This window comes from Pseudomonas sp. Sample_23 (assembly GCF_004307595.1).
Taxonomy (GTDB): Bacteria; Pseudomonadota; Gammaproteobacteria; order Pseudomonadales; family Pseudomonadaceae; genus Aquipseudomonas; species Aquipseudomonas atacamensis.
Genome location: NZ_RCNX01000093.1, coordinates 29815 through 47369 on the forward strand (window position 1 = coordinate 29815; position 17555 = coordinate 47369).

A 17555-nucleotide genomic window follows, 5' to 3' on the forward strand; every position below is an offset into this window, starting at 1 on the left:
ATGGATACCCTTGGCTATTTGGGTCAGGGCTTCGGCGTCGCGCTGAGCCCGTACAACCTGGTGACCGCACTGTGCGGCACCCTGATCGGCACCGTCGTCGGTCTGCTGCCGGGCCTTGGTCCGATCAACGGCGTGGCGTTGCTGATTCCGATCGCGTTCGCACTCGGCCTGCCGCCGGAGTCGGCGCTGATCCTGCTCGCGGCGGTCTATCTGGGCTGCGAATACGGCGGCCGGATCAGCTCGATCCTGCTGAACATTCCGGGTGAAGCCTCGACTGTAATGACCACCCTCGATGGCTACCCGATGGCCCGCAAAGGTATGGCCGGTGTCGCGCTGTCGCTGTCGGCGTGGAGTTCGTTCATCGGCGCGTTCATCGCCACCTGCGGCATGGTCCTGTTTGCGCCGCTGCTGGCGAAATGGGCGATTGCCTTCGGACCGGCGGAATACTTCGTGCTGATGGTGTTCGCGATTGTCTGTCTCGGCGGCATGGCCGGTGATCGACCGTTGAAGACCTTTATTGCGGCGCTGATCGGTCTGTTCCTTTCCACCGTCGGCATCGACGCCAACAGTGGCGTGTACCGTTTCACCGGCGACAACATTCACCTGACCGACGGCATTCAGTTCGTTGTGCTGGTGCTGGGTCTGTTCTCGATCAGCGAAATCCTTCTGCTGCTGGAAAAGACCCACCACGGCCAGGAAGCGGTGAAAGCCACCGGCAGGATGATGTTCAACTTCAAGGAAGCGGCGTCGGTTTTCGTCGTCAACGTCCGCTGCGGCGTGCTCGGTTTCATCATGGGTGTGCTGCCCGGTGCCGGCGCAACGCTCGCCAGTGCCGTGGCCTACATGACCGAGAAGCGCATCGCTGGCTCCAGCGGCAAATTCGGTGAAGGCGACCCCCGTGGTCTGGCCGCGCCGGAAACCGCTATCGGCGGCGCGGCGTGCGGCGCTCTCGTTCCGATGCTGACCCTCGGCGTTCCGGGTTCGGGCACCACGGCGGTGATGATCGGCGCGCTGTCGCTGTACAACATTACCCCGGGTCCACTGCTGTTCCAACAGCAACCGGACATCGTCTGGGGCCTGATCGCGTCGTTGTTCATCGCCAACGTGATGCTGGTGATCCTCAACATCCCGATGATCCGCGTATTCACCCGCATCCTCGCCGTGCCGAACTGGGCGCTGGTGCCGATCATCGCGATCATCACCGGGATCGGCGTTTACGCTGTGCACGCGACCACCTTCGATCTGTTCCTGATGATCGGTATCGGCATCTTCGGTTACATCCTGCGCAAGCTGGATTTCCCGCTGTCGCCGCTGCTGCTGGGCTTCATCCTCGGTGGCCTGATGGAGCAGAACCTGCGTCGCGCCCTGTCGATCTCCAATGGCGCGCTGGAGATTCTCTGGTCGAGTCCGATCACCTTCGGTTGCTGGATCCTCACCGCGATCATGCTGCTGATGCCGCTGATCCGCATCTGGCGCAAGCGTTCGGCGGCACGGCGCGTCATTGCCGATGTCTGATCGCTTGTCCCTGAAAGCCTGGTGGGGCACCCCGCTGGTCGGTCTGCTTGGCGGTTTCATCGCCAGCCAGATCGGCTGGCCGCTACCGTGGATGGTCGGCTCGTTGCTGGCGATCATCCTGGTGCGCTGCCTGACGCCGTGGCAACTGGCGGAAATCCCTGGCGGGCGCAAGTGCGGCCAGTGGATCGTCGGCATCGGTATCGGCCTGCACTTCACCCCGTTGGTGATGGAACAGGTGCTCAGTCATTTCGGTTTGATTTTCTTCGGTGCATTGGTCACCAGCCTTTCGGCGGTGGTCGGCGTGTGGCTGATGCGCCGCACCGGCGAGGATCGCGCCACGGCTTTTTTCTCAAGCATGCCCGGTGGTTCCGGGGAGATGGTCAACCTCGGCGCGCGCAACGGTGCTCTGCTCAGCCATGTGGCGGCCGGGCAGAGTCTGCGGGTATTGGTGGTGGTGTTGTGCGTGCCGGCGGCGTTCAAGTATCTGCTCGGTGACGGCACGCCGATTTCTCACGCCGGCAGTGTCGATTGGCGCTGGCTGGCGATTCTGTTTCCGGCGGGCGCCCTGCTCGCCTGGCTCTGGCAGCGTCTGCGCCAACCCAATCCATGGCTGTTCGGGCCGTTGCTGGTCAGTGCGGCGGTGAGCATTACGTGGGATCTGCACATCGGTTTGCCCAATGGCGGCAGTCAGATCGGTCAATGGCTGATCGGCAGCGGTCTGGGCTGTCACTTCAATCGGCAGTTCTTCCGCCGCGCGCCGTCGTTCATGGGCCGGACGTTGATCGGCACCGCGCTGACCATGTTGATCGCGTCGCTGGCGGCGCTGGGCTTGAGTGCATTGACCCATCTGGATCTGCGTTCACTGACTCTGGGCATGATGCCGGGCGGGATTGCCGAAATGAGTCTGACGGCGGAGACCCTGCAACTGTCGGTGCCGCTGGTGACGGCGATGCAGGTGATGCGGCTGTTGTTTGTGCTGTTTCTGGCGGAGCCGTTGTTCAGGTATTGGAATCGTATTCCAGAGTCCTGACTGACTGATCGTTCCCACGCTCTGCGTGGGAATGCCTCAATGGACGGCCCGCGTCCGCTTTGGGACGCAGAGCGTCCCGGGCTGCATTCCCACGAGGAGCGTGGGAACGATCTCAGGCGAGAGGTGGCAAGCGCCAGTCGATCGGCGTTTCGCCATTCTGTTCGAGAAACTTGTTGGTCCGGCTGAAATGCCCACAGCCCAAAAACCCGCGATAGGCCGACAACGGCGACGGATGCACCGAGGTCAGCACCAGGTGCTTGGTCGCGTCGATCAGCTTCTGCTTGCTCTGCGCATGGGCGCCCCAGAGCATGAACACCAGATGCGTCTGCCGTTCGCTGACCACTTCAATGATGCGGTCGGTGAAGTGTTGCCAGCCCTTGTCCTTGTGCGCGTTGGCGTTGGCGCGCTCAACCGTCATGGTGGTGTTGAGCAGCAGCACGCCCTGTTCGGCCCAGCTCTGCAGGTAGCCGTGGTTGGGAATGTCGATGTTGAGGTCGCGTTTCAGCTCTTTATAGATGTTGACCAGCGACGGCGGCGCCGGCACGCCCGGTTGCACCGAGAAGCACAGACCGTGGGCCTGGCCCGGGCCGTGGTAAGGGTCCTGGCCGAGAATCACCACTTTCACCTTGTCCAGCGGCGTTGAGTTCAGGGCATTGAAAATCATCGGTCCCGGCGGATAGATCTCCTTGCCGGATGCCCGCTCCTGCTGCAGAAAGCTGCGCAACTCTGCCATGTAAGGCTGGTCGAACTCAGCACGCAGTGCCTCCTTCCAGCTCGGTTCGAGTTTGATACGGTCGTCAGCAGTCATGGTCATTTCCGGCAAAAACAATGGGGCGAACCCTAGGAAAGCCGACCACGCTTGTCAATTGATCTGACGCAGATCCGGCACTTTCCCCCATAGCGATCATACTGATCGCTCAAATTCCCGATCGAGGTCACGATGAATCTGCACTTCGAAGAACTTACCGGCACTGACGGCGCCCGCATCGGCATCGCCAGCCTGGATGCCGAAAAATCGCTGAACGCACTGTCCCTGCCGATGATCAACGCGCTCAGCGACAAATTGAACGCCTGGGCCACTGACCCGCAAATCGTCTGCGTGCTGCTGCGCGGCAACGGCAGCAAAGCATTCTGCGCCGGTGGCGAAGTGCGCAGCCTGGTCGAAGCCTGCCGCGCTCACCCCGGCGAAGTCCCTCCGTTGGCCGCGCAGTTTTTCAGCGCGGAATATCGCCTTGATTACAGCCTGCATACCTATCCGAAGCCGCTGATCTGCTGGGGTCACGGTTATGTGCTCGGTGGCGGCATGGGTCTGCTGCAGGGCGCGAGCACGCGGATCGTCACGCCGAGCAGCCGTCTGGCGATGCCGGAAATCACCATTGGACTGTATCCGGACGTTGGCGCCAGCTGGTTTCTTGCCCGGTTACCGGGCAAGCTCGGCTTGTTTCTCGGTTTGACCGGCGCGCACATCAACGGCCGTGATGCGCTGGATCTGGATCTGGCCGACCGCTTCCTGCTCGACGAACAGCAACCGCAATTGATCGAAGGCTTGCTGCAATTGAACTGGCAGGAACAGACCGCCATGCAGCTCAACAGCCTGCTCAAGGCTCTGCAGCAGGAAGCACTTGAGCAAATGCCCGAAGCGCAGTGGCTGCCGCGTCGTCAGCAGATCGACGAACTGCTCGATGTCAGCGACGTTGCCTGTGCGTGGAAAGCCATCAGCCTGCACCGCGACAGCAGCGATCCGTTGATTGCCCGCGCGGCGAAAACCATGACCGAGGGCTCGCCGCTGACCGCGCATCTGGTCTGGGAACAGATCAGCCGCGCGCGGCACATGTCGCTGGCCGAAGTATTCCAGATGGAATACACCCTGAGCCTCAATTGCTGCCGTCATCCGGAATTCAGCGAAGGCGTGCGCGCGCGTTTGATCGACAAGGATCAGAAGCCGCACTGGCACTGGCCGGACATCAATAACGTGCCGGATGCGGTGGTCGAGGCGCACTTTCATAAAGTCTGGGAGGGGCGGCATCCGTTGGCCGATCTGACCCAGTATTGAGGTGACGCGAGGCCCGCGATGGCGACTGGATTGCCATCGCGGGCCGGCTCAATCGGTCATCTTGTCAGACATTCAGTTCGTAGAACTCAATGATTTCCTTGATTGCCCGCTGCGCTGCATCGTCGCCTTTTTGCAAGATATCCTCGACATCCCTCAGTGGCGGAAGCGGGTGCAGACGTTCAGCGATTTGCCTTGCGCTGTAGTCTTGAGTCGCTGTTCCTTCGCTGACTCTTATGAAGCCAATAGCGCTTTCACCAGCGGCAAAATGACTGGAAACCCGGATTTTCGGCGCCATGCCGTAATCCACCACGATCACCAGATCATCGCGCTCACGGTGAAACTTCAAGTTGTCGATCGTCAGCCTGCGTTCGGAAAAATCGATTCCGTCCAGACCGCCTCCGTTGTTGATGATCACGTCTCTGCCGAGGCCATCGTATCGGTAGAGATCATTTCCAGCGCCGCCCGCCAGCGTGTCATTGCCCGGCCCACCCACCAGCAGATCCTCACCGAGGCTGCCGGTGAGCACGTCATCCCCGTGCATGCCTCGGATCTCCCCCGCGCCGCTTATCGTGTCGTTGCCGCGACCGCCCACGAGTGGCAGCGCTCGTCCGTCTCGCAGGGAGGTTGAAAGGGTGGGATGGTTGACGATGACACCCGTACGAAAAGTCTCGGGCGCAGGGCCGAGCTGACTTGATTCCAGGAGCTGCTTCAAACTTGCGACCGACCCATCGGCGAACTTGACGAGCTCAATACCGGCGCCCTCAAGTTCACCGTTGTGGGGCAAGACGATGCGGACTTTTTGCGTCCCACCCCATTGGATATCGAGCGTCGGATGGAGCATTTTCGCTCTCGGCGGGTTGCGGTAAGCCGCGCGATCCGGGTTGGGCTCCAGCTCGACATGGGTGGCCTCTATCAGCGCAGCACCCCAGCTCAATTGCAGTGCATCGCGCTGCGCGCCTGCTGGAAGAACGACCGTGTCCTGATCGATCAATCCGTACTCGTCTTTCCACCCCGCTACGCCGACTTCTGCACGATGGAAAACAGGGTTGAGCACGTCCGCAATCGTGGTTGTCGCCCCGGCATGCGCTTGCACGATGTAAGTGTCGGCGCCGTCTTCGCCGTAGAGCCAGTCATCACCCGATCCGCTGAGCAGATAGTCGGCGCCCTCGGAGCCGAGCAAGGTATCGTCACCTGCACCTGCGGATAAAAACGCGCCCGGTGTTCTGTCGCCGACAGTGCCGTAGTCAAGTGGGGAGCCTGCATAAGCGACGATCAGATCGTCTCCCGCGCCGCCGTGAAAAACGTTTTCCACTTCAACGTTGACTCGCCCGCCGGCATCGTTGCCATGGACGATTTTGCGTTTGATCGTTTCAGTTGTGACATCCCAGCGAAACGCCTTGGGCACTGTTACGCCCGAACTGAAGCTTGCCGCCGGGTAGACGTACCAGCCTTCAAGCGCGCCGGATTGCTTTCGGTCTTCAACCAATACGTCGCCCGTATTGAAGGAAAACCCGTTGGCCGAGCCGGATCGATAATAGCGAGGCGCCTGATTTGAGGAGGCGATTGCTCCCTCGGCTTTCACCGGTTTATGTTCGACACGGGTTGTGGTTGTCGACTGCCTTTCACTGACTACGGCTTGCCCTGCATCCGCCTTCATCCATGGCGGCGTTTCAGACAGTGTCCCCGCTTCGACGCTGCCATGGATCAGCTCGGTGTGAGTGGTGTAACCGGTGTCGCTGGTGGTGACATGACTGCGCACCCAGACGCCTTGCTCATTCAAGGTAAAACCTGTGGCGTGTCTGCGGGCGGAGCGTTTTGACTTGATTTGCGCGAGGAACTCATCGGTCCAGTTGACCGTTTGAACAGATGCCACCGGGCCTTGCGCCGCAGCGGTGACATCCTCTGGCTTAACCGGATCCTCAACTTTGCTTCCAGGGGTTGCCGGGACGGTGACAGGTTCCGGTACGGGTGGCTCGGCCGTCTCTATCGGTGGCAATGTTTTGCGCAGGACATCTGCGTAATCCAGTACCCCGCCGTCGCTGAAACTAAATGTGGAATCCTTCCACTTCTCGTGATTCTTGATGAGTATCGCGTCGCCTGTGCCATTGGCCAGTCGCAACACCGTACCGACGGAAACTTCGATAACGTCGGCCTTCAGACTTTGCGCGCAAAACCCTGCACCGAACCTGATGATGTTGCGGCCGCCGGCATCGGTGACGATATCCAGGCCGTCGCCAGCGCCGAAATAGTAGATGTCGGCGCCATCCATGCCATCCAGCACGTCAGCACCGGGACCGCCATCAAACACGTTGTCGCCAGAATCGCCGCGAAGGTAGTCCGTCCCTTCCCCGCCCAGCAAGGTGTCGTTGCCACCGCCTCCGAGCAGCGTGTCGTTACCTGAGCCACCGTGCAGATAATCGGCATTGTGCTCGGCCTCAGCGCTGTTTTCGTAATCGCCGGCAAGAATGTCGTCACCCGCACCGCCGTCCAGCGTGTCGGCACCGAAACCACCCTGTAACGTATCGTTTCCTTCGCCGCCCTGAACCACGTCATTGTTGCTTCCGCCCGGCTGCAGGTCAGACACATCGCCATCGAGAAAATCAGCCCCTGCGCCACCCGCCAGCGTATCCGCGCCGCCCATGCCGCGCAGGGTGTCATCCCCCGCGCCGCCATCGAGAAAGTCGTTGCCGTGATAGCGAACCGGATGCTCAGGGCTATCGCCGATCAGATCGTCATTACCTTCGCCGCCGAAGAGCAAATCATCGCCACCGCCGCCCCAGAGCGTGTCATCGCCGGAGCCACCGTCCAGCAGATCATCGCCAAAAAAATGCGCGGCATCGCCTTCGACGCCGTCCAGTACGCCGTCATCACCCTGCAAAATGTCGTTGCCAGGGCCGCCATACAGCGCGTCGCTGCCACCGTTACCGGCGAGCCGGTCATCACCGCTACCGCCGTCCAGCACATCGTTGCCATGGTGTTTGCTGGGTAGCCCACCGCCCCAATCGAGGTTGTCGCCGAGCATTACGTCGTTGCCGCTGCCACCGGTCAGGGTGTCGTCACCTTGATCGCCTTTGAGAAAATCGTCGTCAGCTCCGCCGTCAAGCAGGTCCTCACCCCAGCCGCCGTTGATAATGTCCTTGCCGCCCTGCCCGTACAGCACGTCGTCACCGCCCTCGGGCGCACTGTTTATCGAGGCCTTTGAATAGACCGCTCGGTGACTGGTTACACCGCGAGCTATGGGGACGTCAGCGCGTTTGACCGCCCAACCTTGTTCCAGTGCACCGGTGGTTTCGTCTCCGGATAACACATCGTCGCCAGCACCGCCGATCAAGGTATCCCGGTCATTACCACCGAGCAGAACATCTCGGGATGCCGTACCGATAAGCAAATCGTCACCTTGCCCGCCGTCGAGCCAGTCTCCGCGACTTGCCTTGCCCTTGGCGTCACCGTCGGCCATAGCTTTTTCGAGCGTCGTCTGCTTGTCGCCGAATAACCGATCGTCTCCAGCCTTGCCGAACAATCGATCAGAACCACCCAAGCCGAGAATGACGTCGTCTGCGGCGGAACCGTAAAGTACGTCGGCCTTGTTGCGCTGTTTTACCTGGGGCAGCAGCACCACGTTGCCCAGTTCATCAAAGGAGGGCTGATCGCCGGGGACACTCGGATCTGTGTCTTTGGCTTTCCAGTCGCCCTGAAGCGTCAAAGCCGCAGCAGTGAGCGGCTGCCCCTCATATTCAGGGAGGCGGATGCCAAGCATCCCGGGCTGGAAGTTTTTGATCACCACCAGATCGCCCTCGCCGTATTTGATGTTGAGGGTGTTTTCAACAAGCGTCAGGGTGATGGACCGATCCTTGGTAGACCAGATATTGCTCAGAGGCGCGCGGCGTTCGAGATGGGGAATCGGCCCGCCGTTGATCCACAGTTGCCCATTGGCATTGGCATCAAGAATCTCGTCGAGGCCATCGCCGCTGGCGAATTCATAACGGTCGCTGCCTTCGCCCCCGATCAAGGAGTCGTTACCCTTTCCTCCGATCAGAACATCATCACCGGCCATCCCGTACAACACATCATTGCCGTCACCTCCGGTAAGCGAGTCGTTACCGCGACCACCTTCAATAACATCGTGACCGGCCATCCCATCGATGGAGTCATTGCCCACGCCGCCATACAGATGATCGGCATTAGCGCCGCCGGCGAAAGATCGCCCACCGTCATCACCGAACATGGCCAGCGGGTTCAGCACTCCGGTGGTCATCGGCGCCTGTTTGCCTGAGGCGAGATCGGAGTAGGAAAACTGCTGCAGCGAGTGTTCTCCAAACGAGCCTTGGGTTCGGGCAATCAACCGCGCCAGCATTTGCGCTCGATCCGCCAGCCACTGCGCGGTGATAAAGCCTTCGCCAGTGTGCGGATCGTAAAGCTCGAGGTTGCGATCGGGATAACCGTCGGCTCGTTCTATGACGACTTCACTGAGTTGCTGCAAAGAGTTGCGCAACGCCACACCGAGCGGCGTCGCCTCGCCTGCCAGTTTTGCCCATGCATCGGCATTGCCGAACTCGCTTATTGTCCGGGTGACGATGCTTTGCGACTGCTCTGGGGAGAATGCCGAGAAGAAGGCGTAAGCGTTGCTGGCGAAGGTGTCGTTGGTGGTGGGTGTGGCAGCAGAATCGCCGTCGTAAGTGCGCTTGCACATGTCGAGAAATTCGTTCTGGCCGTAGCGCAACATCAGCTCGACCACGGCGGCAACAGGCGTGCCTTTGACTACATGCTGAATCAGCGGATTCACACTGCCACTGGCCAGCGCGATGTTGATTTGCTCGGGTACGACCGAGAGCAGACTTTGCAGTGGATTGATGCCGAAATTGCTGATCGCCGCTCGCAGGCCGACGCTGTAGGCGTCGATGGCGAAGAGAATGTTTTTATAGTCGTCGAGCCGGTTGGGCTTTGCCTGGATGGGTGGGCCGCCATCTTCCGCATCCGGGTCGCCCGCAGAGATCAGTCTCCACGTTTCATAGGGAGGTTTACCGCCCAACAGGCTGAATCCGACTGTTCCAGACCACCCGGCATTGCGTTTCACGGCGGTATCGTCCTCCCCGCAAACCTCCTTGAACAGCGCCTCGCCAATCGCGCTGGCGTCGATTTCAGCGATCTGGCTGATTGACGGAACCGTCCACGGCGCCAGTTGACCGGCAAGGGATCCGTTGATCAGGGTATTGATGAAGTTGACGGCAACCTGGTTGGATGAAAGCTGCATCAGGTCTTCACTGAAAATTGTATTCAGTCTCAGTTCACCCTGGCGGGAGGTGTAACCACGAATCAGGGCAGAGTAGGCACCGTTTCCACCGTTGGCATCAATGGCCACGGCGAGCCAGAGTCTGGCGCTTTTCAGTACGTCTCGAGCCTCTTTATCGGCGGCTGCAACGTCAGAAACTTTTTCACCAATAATGTCCAACAGCTTTTGGTACAGGGGGGCGCAGCTTGCCCCTGCTAATTCCAATGCAATGTACTCCACACCCTCAGAATTTAATGTCATGCCTTTGCAACTATTTGCCGCATTGAAAATTTCGGATTTTTCCATATCGTTAAAAACATAACTCATTGTTACTTCCTTGTAATAACAGAGCGTGAAAGATAATCACTGAGATACTTGAGCATCTCAGGTGCTTCGCGTAATGACGACAGACCAAGACCTACACTACCGTGCCCTCCAGCGAAGTCGAAGTTATCCAGATTGACCGTGCAGAAGAAATTCAGCTTGCCGAAATCCAGATTCTCCAATTCAGCCCTACCAAAACCTGCCAGCTTTTTGTCAGTCAGTTGCTCTTCGGAAGCCGGGCGAATCAAGCCGTCACACTTGATCAGCCGAGGGGTTCCGTCTCGCCGCGGCCAACCTGCAATGACAAAATTTCGTACGGATGACACATTCTTGAAATGCGGTGGCGGAGCATTCAGCCAAATCTCCAGCCCCGGATAATTCTTTAGTTTCACAATCAACTCATCCGGCCAGTTGACGTGTCGATAACCCCGCTCATGGGGCTCGGTAGTTTCCTTTCTGGTAAAAAGCCCGGCATTCAATTTATAGAGCCGCCAGCTTTCGGGGATCGGTTCCAGGCGCTGATTCTGGTGCCGGCGCAGCCCCGTCCCGGTCCACCAGAAAAGCCCCTTCAGAGCAATCGCCAGACACGCTTTCTTGTTCACCATCTCAGGCATGCCAACGTAAAACTCAGGGACTAGCGTCTTATCTATATAGGCGCCGCCTAATATCGGCACTTGCTGCATGCTCGCCAGCTTGTTCTGGCAAGCTTTCTCGTTTGCCTGGTGAATAGCCGCCGACTCGGCAGATTGTTCTTTGCGAATATAAAATTCCGCTACGCAATAACAGACATAAAAGAACAATCCATACTTCAATAACCTTTTAAACCACTTAATCGCCTGCTTACGCGACCTCCTGGACATTTCAAACCTCCCGATCGAACGGCGGAACGGTTGGTATGTCGTTATGCCCGGATATCGCGCTTGCGAAAACCTCAAAATATTGGTTCACGCCCGATTCCACACTGAACCGACCTGCCGTCAACTTCGCGGCGCTGGCAAGTCCATCGTACTCACCTGCCGACTTCAAAACCTTGCTGACACTTCTGGCAATTCCTTGATGGTCAAAAAAATCCACCAACACGCCATTAGCCCCATCGACAATGACTTCCCTTACCGGAGCCGTATCCGACGCAACAACCACACAACCGGACGCCATCGCCTCCAGTAACGACCACGACAAGACAAACGGATACGTCAAATAAACATGGACTTTGGAACATGTCAGAACCGCGCGGTAAGTCTGGTAAGGAAGTTTCCCTGTGAAATGCACTCTGGAGTGATCGAAACTGAGCTCCGCCTCCATCCTGCTGCGCCAATCTGGGTACCCGACCGGCTTACTCCCATAACTGACACCATCACCGCCAACCACGATGATCTGCGCATCGGGGCACTCGGCCTGAATAAGCGGGATCGCTCGCATGAAACTGTGAAAGCCGCGATAAGGCTCAAGGTTTCTGGCGACATAGGTAACGATTGGCTGTCCGGCTTTGAACTCGATTCCATTGGGCAATCTGACTGCCCCGACTTTCGCCAGGTCAGAACGTTGAATCACACCCTCGTGAATGACCCGAATAGCCGACCGGTAAGCGGCTGGAAACAGGCTGCGCTGCCACTGGGTAGGCGCGATTGCGATATCACATTGTTCAAGATTCAACAGATGCAGCGAGTTGAGCACGCGCAGCCGTGACGACTCTCTTGTAGCTCGGCGGAATTCGGGGTCGAACCCGCAATCGGCGCCCTGCGCTCGATAGTAATACTCGCAATAGTGAATCAGCGGCGTATCGGCATAGACATCCTTGGCAAACAGCGTCTCTCCCCATCCGGGATGAGCAAGGATGACATCTGGCTGATAACCCGAACGCTTCAGCCTGCCCAGAATTTCAAAAACCTTCTGACCGTCGATCACCGCTTGTTCATAGCGGATCAGATAGGGGTGAGTATTGCCGGGCGCTCGGCTGGTCGCTCGATATCGATGAATTTGCACACCGGCGACGCCCGGTGCCGTGTCCCGGCCTATCGCCACAACCTCATCACCGCGCTCCAGCGCTGCCAGCACCACATGACGGAACTGACCGGGAAAATTTTGATGAATAACCAGTAGCTTCATAGCGCTGAACGTCCATTTTTCGCCGCTATCGAGCTGAGGATTGCTCGCCTCGTTCGGCATCCACGAACGCTAACAAAAACCACGAAATGAAACTGTAGGACGCTTCCGGGATTGTCCTAGGAGATGGCCAACGGAAGGACTTTTCGACGGGCAAAAAAAAGCGGCGCATCATGCGCCGCTTTTTTATTTACGGTCAGTTACCAGCGGTTACCACGGCCGTTGTAGTCACGGCGACCGCTGTGACGATCATAGTTGCCGCGACCCCGGTGGTCATTGTCCCAACCGCCGCGACGGTGGCCGTCCCAGCGTCCGCGATCATTGCCGTGCCAGCGACGGCTTTCGTAATGACGCGGGGCCGGTTGATAGTGCCGCGGCGCCTGGTAATACCGCGGTTGCTGGTAGTAACGCGGCGCTGGCTGGTAGTAGCGCGGCTGAGTGTAATAAGTGCCGCCGCTGCGGTAATAGGAGCCGCCACCGCTGTAATAGGCCGGTGCGGGTGATGTGTAGACCTCTGACCTGTAGTAGCTGTCTCCATAGGAATAAGGAACGCATCCGCCAAGGGAAAAAAGCATCACGGCAAGCAGTACGATTCGGCGATACATGGCGGCCTCCTGGACCGCGGGTTGGCCACACCAGCGACGCTGGCAGGCGACCGTCAGCAATTGAGTGACTGTCGAAGAATCAGACAGCGGTTTCGGAATCTGGTGCGTTCCTGCAACAAGTTGAAACAAGTGATCATGAAATCTTGTTTATCCGCAAAATCAGCGACCAGTTATGCGTAAACGCGCTGCATGACGGTGCAACCACGCACCACCACGATGCGCCGTCGCTCGCCCCGCTCACCTCGGCAATCCAGCAGATCCCCGCCGCAGAGGCCTCGGCGCGACTTGGCACGCCTCTCGCTTTAGCAAACCCGTGCAGGAGTCATCACAGGTTCGCGGCACCACAATTTGCAATGGCTGACTAGGGTTCCGGCTCGCAAGCGCGAGTGGCTGGTCCGAGAGTTGGCGACCTCCAGTTGAGGTTACACGGCGGGACAAAAGCCCGGGAGACAAGCCACCGTTCGCGGTGCCGCGTTGCCTTCCTGTCCGTCCTCGATCAACTGGAGAATCCGCAATGATCCGACTACGTTTCCCCGCCCTGCTCGCCGCCGCCTTCGCCGCGCTTATCAGCACGCAATCTTCCGCCGCCCAGAAAGACCACTTCAGCGTGTGCTGGACGATCTACGCCGGCTGGATGCCATGGGAATACGCCGGCAGCCAGGGCATCGTCGACAAATGGGCGAAGAAATACGGGATCAAGATCGACGTCGTGCAACTCAACGACTACGTCGAATCGATCAACCAGTACACCGCCGGCCAGTTCGACGGCTGCACCATGACCAACATGGATGCGCTGACCATTCCCGCTGCCGGCGGCGTTGACAGCACCGCGCTGATCGTCAGCGATTTCTCCAATGGCAACGACGGCATCGTGCTCAAAGGCGAAGGTAAAAAAGTCGTCGATCTGAAAGGCATGGACGTCAATCTGGTCGAGCTGTCGGTCTCGCATTACCTGCTGGCCCGCGCGCTGGACTCGGTGGACCTGACCGAGAAAGACCTGAAGGTGGTCAACACCTCCGACGCCGACATTGCCGCCGCGTTCAACACCGCCGACGTCAACGCCGTGACCACCTGGAACCCGATGCTCTCGGATATCAAGGCCAAACCCGGCGTCACCGAAGTGTTCAATTCCAGCCAGATCCCCGGCGAGATCATGGACATGATGGTGGTCAACAGCGCCACCCTCAAAGACAACCCGGCGCTGGGCAAAGCGCTGACTGGCGCGTGGTTCGAAGTGGTCGCTTTGATGAACGCGAAAACCGCCGCGAGCAAAGCTGCGCTGGAACACATGGCCAAGGCCTCGGGTACTGATCTCGCCGGCTTCCAGGCGCAACTGGACACCACAAAACTGTTCGCCACGCCGAGCGAAGCGCTGAGTTTCGCCACCAGCAAACAACTGCCGGACACCATGCGCAAGGTCGCCGAATTCTCCTTCGAGCACGGCCTGCTCGGCGAAGGCGCGAAGGACCCGAGCGCGGTGGGCATGTCCTTCGCCAACGGCGTGACCAGCGGCGACACCGCCAATCTCAAGCTGCGTTTCGATCCGACCTACGTGCAGATGGCCGCCGACGCCAAGCTGTAAGCCACGGAGGATTTGGCCATGCGCCTGATCAATCGCCACCCTGATCGCCGGAGCCGCCTGTTGCTGGTGATCCTGCCGTTCGCGCTGGTGCTGTTCGCCTACTTCACAGGCTCGGCCGAGCGCCTGGCGGACAACCCCAACGACAAACTGCTGCCCAGCGCCGTGCAGATGAGCGACGCGGTAAAACGCCTGGCCTTCAACGCCGACAGCCGCACCGGTGAATATCTGTTGTGGCAAGACACCGCGTCGAGTCTGCGCCGTTTGGCCATCGGCCTCGGCATCGCGGCGCTGGCGGGTCTTTGCCTCGGTATAGCGGCGGGCACCCTGCCGCTGTTCGGCGCGCCGTTGTCGCCGTTGCTGACGGTGCTGTCGATGGTGCCACCGCTGGCGATCCTGCCGATTCTGTTCATCGTCTTCGGCCTGGGCGAGTTATCGAAAGTCATGCTGATCGTGATTGGCATCACCCCGGCGCTGGCTCGGGATCTGGAACAGCGGGCCCGTGACATTCCGGTCGAACTGCTGATCAAGGCGCAGACCCTCGGCGCCTCGACCTGGACGCTGATGCTGCGCGTGGTCTTGCCGCAGTTGTTGCCGCGCTTGCTGATCTCGCTGCGCTTGATGCTCGGTTCAGCGTGGCTGTTCCTGATTGCCGCCGAAGCGATCGCCTCCACCGATGGCCTCGGCTACCGGATCTTTCTGGTGCGGCGCTACCTGGCGATGGATGTGATCCTGCCCTACGTGGTGTGGATCACCCTGCTCGCCTGGCTGATGGACTGGGGCTTGAAACAGCTGGCCCAGCGCGCTTTCCCTTGGTACGAGGGAGCGGCGAAATGAGCTTCATCACAGTAAAAAACGTCTGGCAGCAGTACGCCGATCAAGTGGTTCTGGAAGGCTTGAACCTGAGCGTCAACGAAGGCGAGTTCTGCACCTTGGTCGGCGCCTCCGGTTGCGGCAAATCGACCTTCCTGCGCCTGTTGCTCGGCCAGGAAACCGCCAGTCGCGGGGAGATTCTGCTCGACGGCCAGCCCTTGGCCAGCGAGCCGGATGCCAGCCGTGGCGTGGTCTTTCAACGCTACTCGGTGTTCCCGCATCTGAGCGTGCTCGACAACGTCGCCCTCGGTCTCGAATTGCCGCGCGCGCCCTTGCTTGGCCGGCTGTTCGGCAACCCCAAACGCGAGGCGCGCGAACAGGCGGCAGCACTGCTGAGCAAAGTCGGCCTCGGCCATGCGCTGGACAAGTACCCGGCACAGCTGTCCGGCGGCATGCAGCAACGCTTGGCCATCGCTCAGGCGCTGATCATGAAGCCGCGCGTGTTGCTGCTCGACGAGCCCTTCGGCGCACTCGATCCGGGCATTCGCAAAGACATGCACGCGCTGCTGCTGGAGCTGTGGCGCGAGACGCAACTGACGGTGTTCATGGTCACCCACGACCTGTCGGAAGGCTTCAGCCTGGGCACGCGCCTGCTGGTGTTCGACAAGGTGCGCCTCGACCCGCACGCCCCCGGCGCCTATGGCGCCCGCATCACCTACGACATCCCGTTGAACAGCGACCGCCGCGCCCAGCGCGCCGCCGTCGAGGCCCTGCCGCTGCCGCTGGCGGGCACCCTTCGCACTGCTTGAGAGGACTGCTCCCATGACCGATTCAATCCAACTTTTCCCACCCTTCGCTGAAGAACTGCTGCCGGGCGGCGGCCACCGTTCCTTCGTGCTCAAGCGCGGCCAATTGCTGCGCCTGACCGACCTGCGCGGCGGCGCCAATGTCAGCCTGACCTTGCTCAATGCCCATGAAAAAACCGAGCGGCTGAACCTGCCCGACAGCCTCAAATGCCAACACACCGCCAAGCTCACTGCCGGCCACTGCCTGTACTCGGACATGGGCCGCGTGCTCGCCGCGATCACCGCCGACACCTGCGGCTGGAGCGACAGCCTCGGCGGCGTGCTCTGCGCGCAAGAAGTCGCCGAAAAATACGGCCAGGGCCGCTACCAGGAACTGCGCAACGGCTTCTTTCGCAATGGCACCGACAACCTGCTGGTGGAGCTCGGCAAATGGGGCCTGGGCCTGTCCGACCTGCTGATGACCCTCAATCTGTTCAGCCGCGTGAACGTCGATGAGGCCGGGCGCTTCCACTTCGTCGAGGGCAATTCGAAGGCCGGCGACTACATCGAGCTATACGCGCCGATGGACACCCTGGTGGTGCTCACCGCCCTGCAACATCCGATGGACCCGTCCCCCGAATACGCCCCGAAACCCTTGAAGCTGAGCTGGATGAACGCCGACGCCAGCGTCGCCGAACACTGCCGCACTTCGCGCCCGGAAAACGAGCGCGGCTTTATCAACACCGACCGTTTGTTCGCCTGAGGATCGCTGCCATGTCACTCGCAATCGCCACTTCGCACAAGCAAGCCGACAGCGCGATCTACCGCGCGACCATTCCCGCCGGTGAACCCTGGCTGATGGAAGTCAAGGCCGGGCAGACCCTGCGCATCCTCGATCTGGAAGGCAATCAGGCCGTCGACACTTTGTTCTACAGCCTCGCCAACCCCAAGGAACGCTACGACGTGCAACGCACCTTGCGCCGGCAGAACAGCGTCTACCTGAGCACCGGCAGCGTGCTGTATTCCAACCTCGGCCAGCCGATGCTGACCATCGTTGCCGACACCTGCGGGCGCCACGACACCCTCGGCGGCGCCTGCGCGCAAGAGAGCAACACCGTGCGCTACGCCCTGGAAAAACGCTACATGCACAGCTGCCGTGACAACTACCTGCGCGCCTGCGCCCACGACGGCCGATTGAGCAAGAGCGACATCGGGCCGAACATCAATTTCTTCATGAACGTGCCTGTGACGGCGGATGGCGGGCTGACCTTCGAGGACGGTATTTCCGCGCCGGGCAAGTACGTTGATTTGCGCGCGGAGATGGACGTCATCGTGCTGATTTCCAACTGCCCGCAGTTGAACAACCCGTGCAATGCCTACAACCCGACCCCGGCGGAGTTGCTGATATGGAACTGACCATCAGCCGTTTACGCCGTTGGCTTTTTGCCCTGTGCCAGGCGCGTTCCGGGCAGTGCCTGA

Annotated in this window: 13 protein-coding genes and 1 riboswitch; of the genes, 8 read left to right on the top strand and 5 right to left on the bottom strand. The window is 59.9% G+C overall.

Annotated features, from left to right (window positions below; translation table 11 throughout):
* Nucleotides 1-1515: a tripartite tricarboxylate transporter permease gene (locus tag D8U82_RS25180; RefSeq protein ID WP_056783519.1), complete on the top strand. Its 1515-nt coding sequence runs from the start codon at nt 1-3 to the stop codon at nt 1513-1515.
* Nucleotides 1508-2545, top strand: coding sequence for an AbrB family transcriptional regulator (locus D8U82_RS25185; RefSeq protein ID WP_122704835.1), 1038 nt, complete (start codon nt 1508-1510; stop codon nt 2543-2545). The genes D8U82_RS25180 and D8U82_RS25185 overlap by 8 nt, the downstream gene beginning before the upstream one ends.
* Nucleotides 2546-2657: 112 nt before the next feature.
* Here the strand turns inward: D8U82_RS25185 and ung are convergent, their stop codons facing one another.
* Nucleotides 2658-3353 carry a uracil-DNA glycosylase gene (ung, locus tag D8U82_RS25190; RefSeq protein WP_130903198.1) on the bottom strand — a complete coding sequence of 232 codons (696 nt, stop codon included), beginning with the start codon at nt 3351-3353 and terminating at the stop codon, nt 2658-2660.
* Nucleotides 3354-3485: 132 nt separating this feature from the next.
* On the opposite strand from ung, the gene D8U82_RS25195 reads away from it, so the two are divergent.
* On the top strand, nt 3486-4598 hold the full coding sequence (locus tag D8U82_RS25195) for an enoyl-CoA hydratase/isomerase family protein (RefSeq protein ID WP_122611727.1): 1113 nt from the start codon (nt 3486-3488) through the stop codon (nt 4596-4598).
* Between the two features lie 64 nt (nt 4599-4662).
* Here the strand turns inward: D8U82_RS25195 and D8U82_RS25200 are convergent, their stop codons facing one another.
* The 4 genes from D8U82_RS25200 to D8U82_RS25215 all read right to left on the bottom strand — a co-directional run bounded on the left by D8U82_RS25200 (nt 4663) and on the right by D8U82_RS25215 (nt 12899).
* On the bottom strand, nt 4663-10194 hold the full coding sequence (locus tag D8U82_RS25200) for a calcium-binding protein (RefSeq protein WP_130903199.1): 5532 nt from the start codon (nt 10192-10194) through the stop codon (nt 4663-4665).
* Between the two features lie 2 nt (nt 10195-10196).
* On the bottom strand, nt 10197-11051 hold the full coding sequence (locus D8U82_RS25205) for a hypothetical protein (RefSeq protein WP_130903200.1): 855 nt from the start codon (nt 11049-11051) through the stop codon (nt 10197-10199).
* 1 nt (nt 11052) lies between these two features.
* Nucleotides 11053-12297, bottom strand: coding sequence for a glycosyltransferase family 4 protein (locus tag D8U82_RS25210; protein WP_130903201.1), 1245 nt, complete (start codon nt 12295-12297; stop codon nt 11053-11055).
* Nucleotides 12298-12494: 197 nt separating this feature from the next.
* A complete protein-coding gene (locus D8U82_RS25215; RefSeq protein ID WP_016771286.1) occupies nt 12495-12899 on the bottom strand; it encodes a hypothetical protein in 405 nt (134 codons plus the stop codon).
* A gap of 350 nt (nt 12900-13249) precedes the next feature.
* Nucleotides 13250-13350, top strand: a riboswitch (guanidine-I (ykkC/yxkD leader).
* 63 nt (nt 13351-13413) lie between these two features.
* Here D8U82_RS25215 and D8U82_RS25225 point away from each other — a divergent pair.
* From D8U82_RS25225 to D8U82_RS25245, 5 genes are read left to right on the top strand one after another with little or no spacing between them, the layout of a single operon-like run.
* On the top strand, nt 13414-14481 hold the full coding sequence (locus D8U82_RS25225) for a putative urea ABC transporter substrate-binding protein (protein ID WP_130887230.1): 1068 nt from the start codon (nt 13414-13416) through the stop codon (nt 14479-14481).
* Between the two features lie 18 nt (nt 14482-14499).
* On the top strand, nt 14500-15315 hold the full coding sequence (locus D8U82_RS25230) for an ABC transporter permease (RefSeq protein WP_130903202.1): 816 nt from the start codon (nt 14500-14502) through the stop codon (nt 15313-15315).
* On the top strand, nt 15312-16100 hold the full coding sequence (locus D8U82_RS25235; protein ID WP_130903203.1) for an ABC transporter ATP-binding protein: 789 nt from the start codon (nt 15312-15314) through the stop codon (nt 16098-16100). Before D8U82_RS25230 ends, D8U82_RS25235 begins: the two co-directional genes overlap by 4 nt.
* A 13-nt stretch (nt 16101-16113) precedes the next feature.
* Nucleotides 16114-16839, top strand: a complete 726-nt coding sequence (locus D8U82_RS25240; protein WP_056783496.1) for an urea amidolyase associated protein UAAP1 — start codon at nt 16114-16116, stop codon at nt 16837-16839.
* An 11-nt stretch (nt 16840-16850) separates the two neighbouring features.
* A complete protein-coding gene (locus D8U82_RS25245) occupies nt 16851-17492 on the top strand; it encodes an urea amidolyase associated protein UAAP2 (RefSeq protein ID WP_130903204.1) in 642 nt (213 codons plus the stop codon).
* Nucleotides 17493-17555 lie beyond the last annotated feature (63 nt).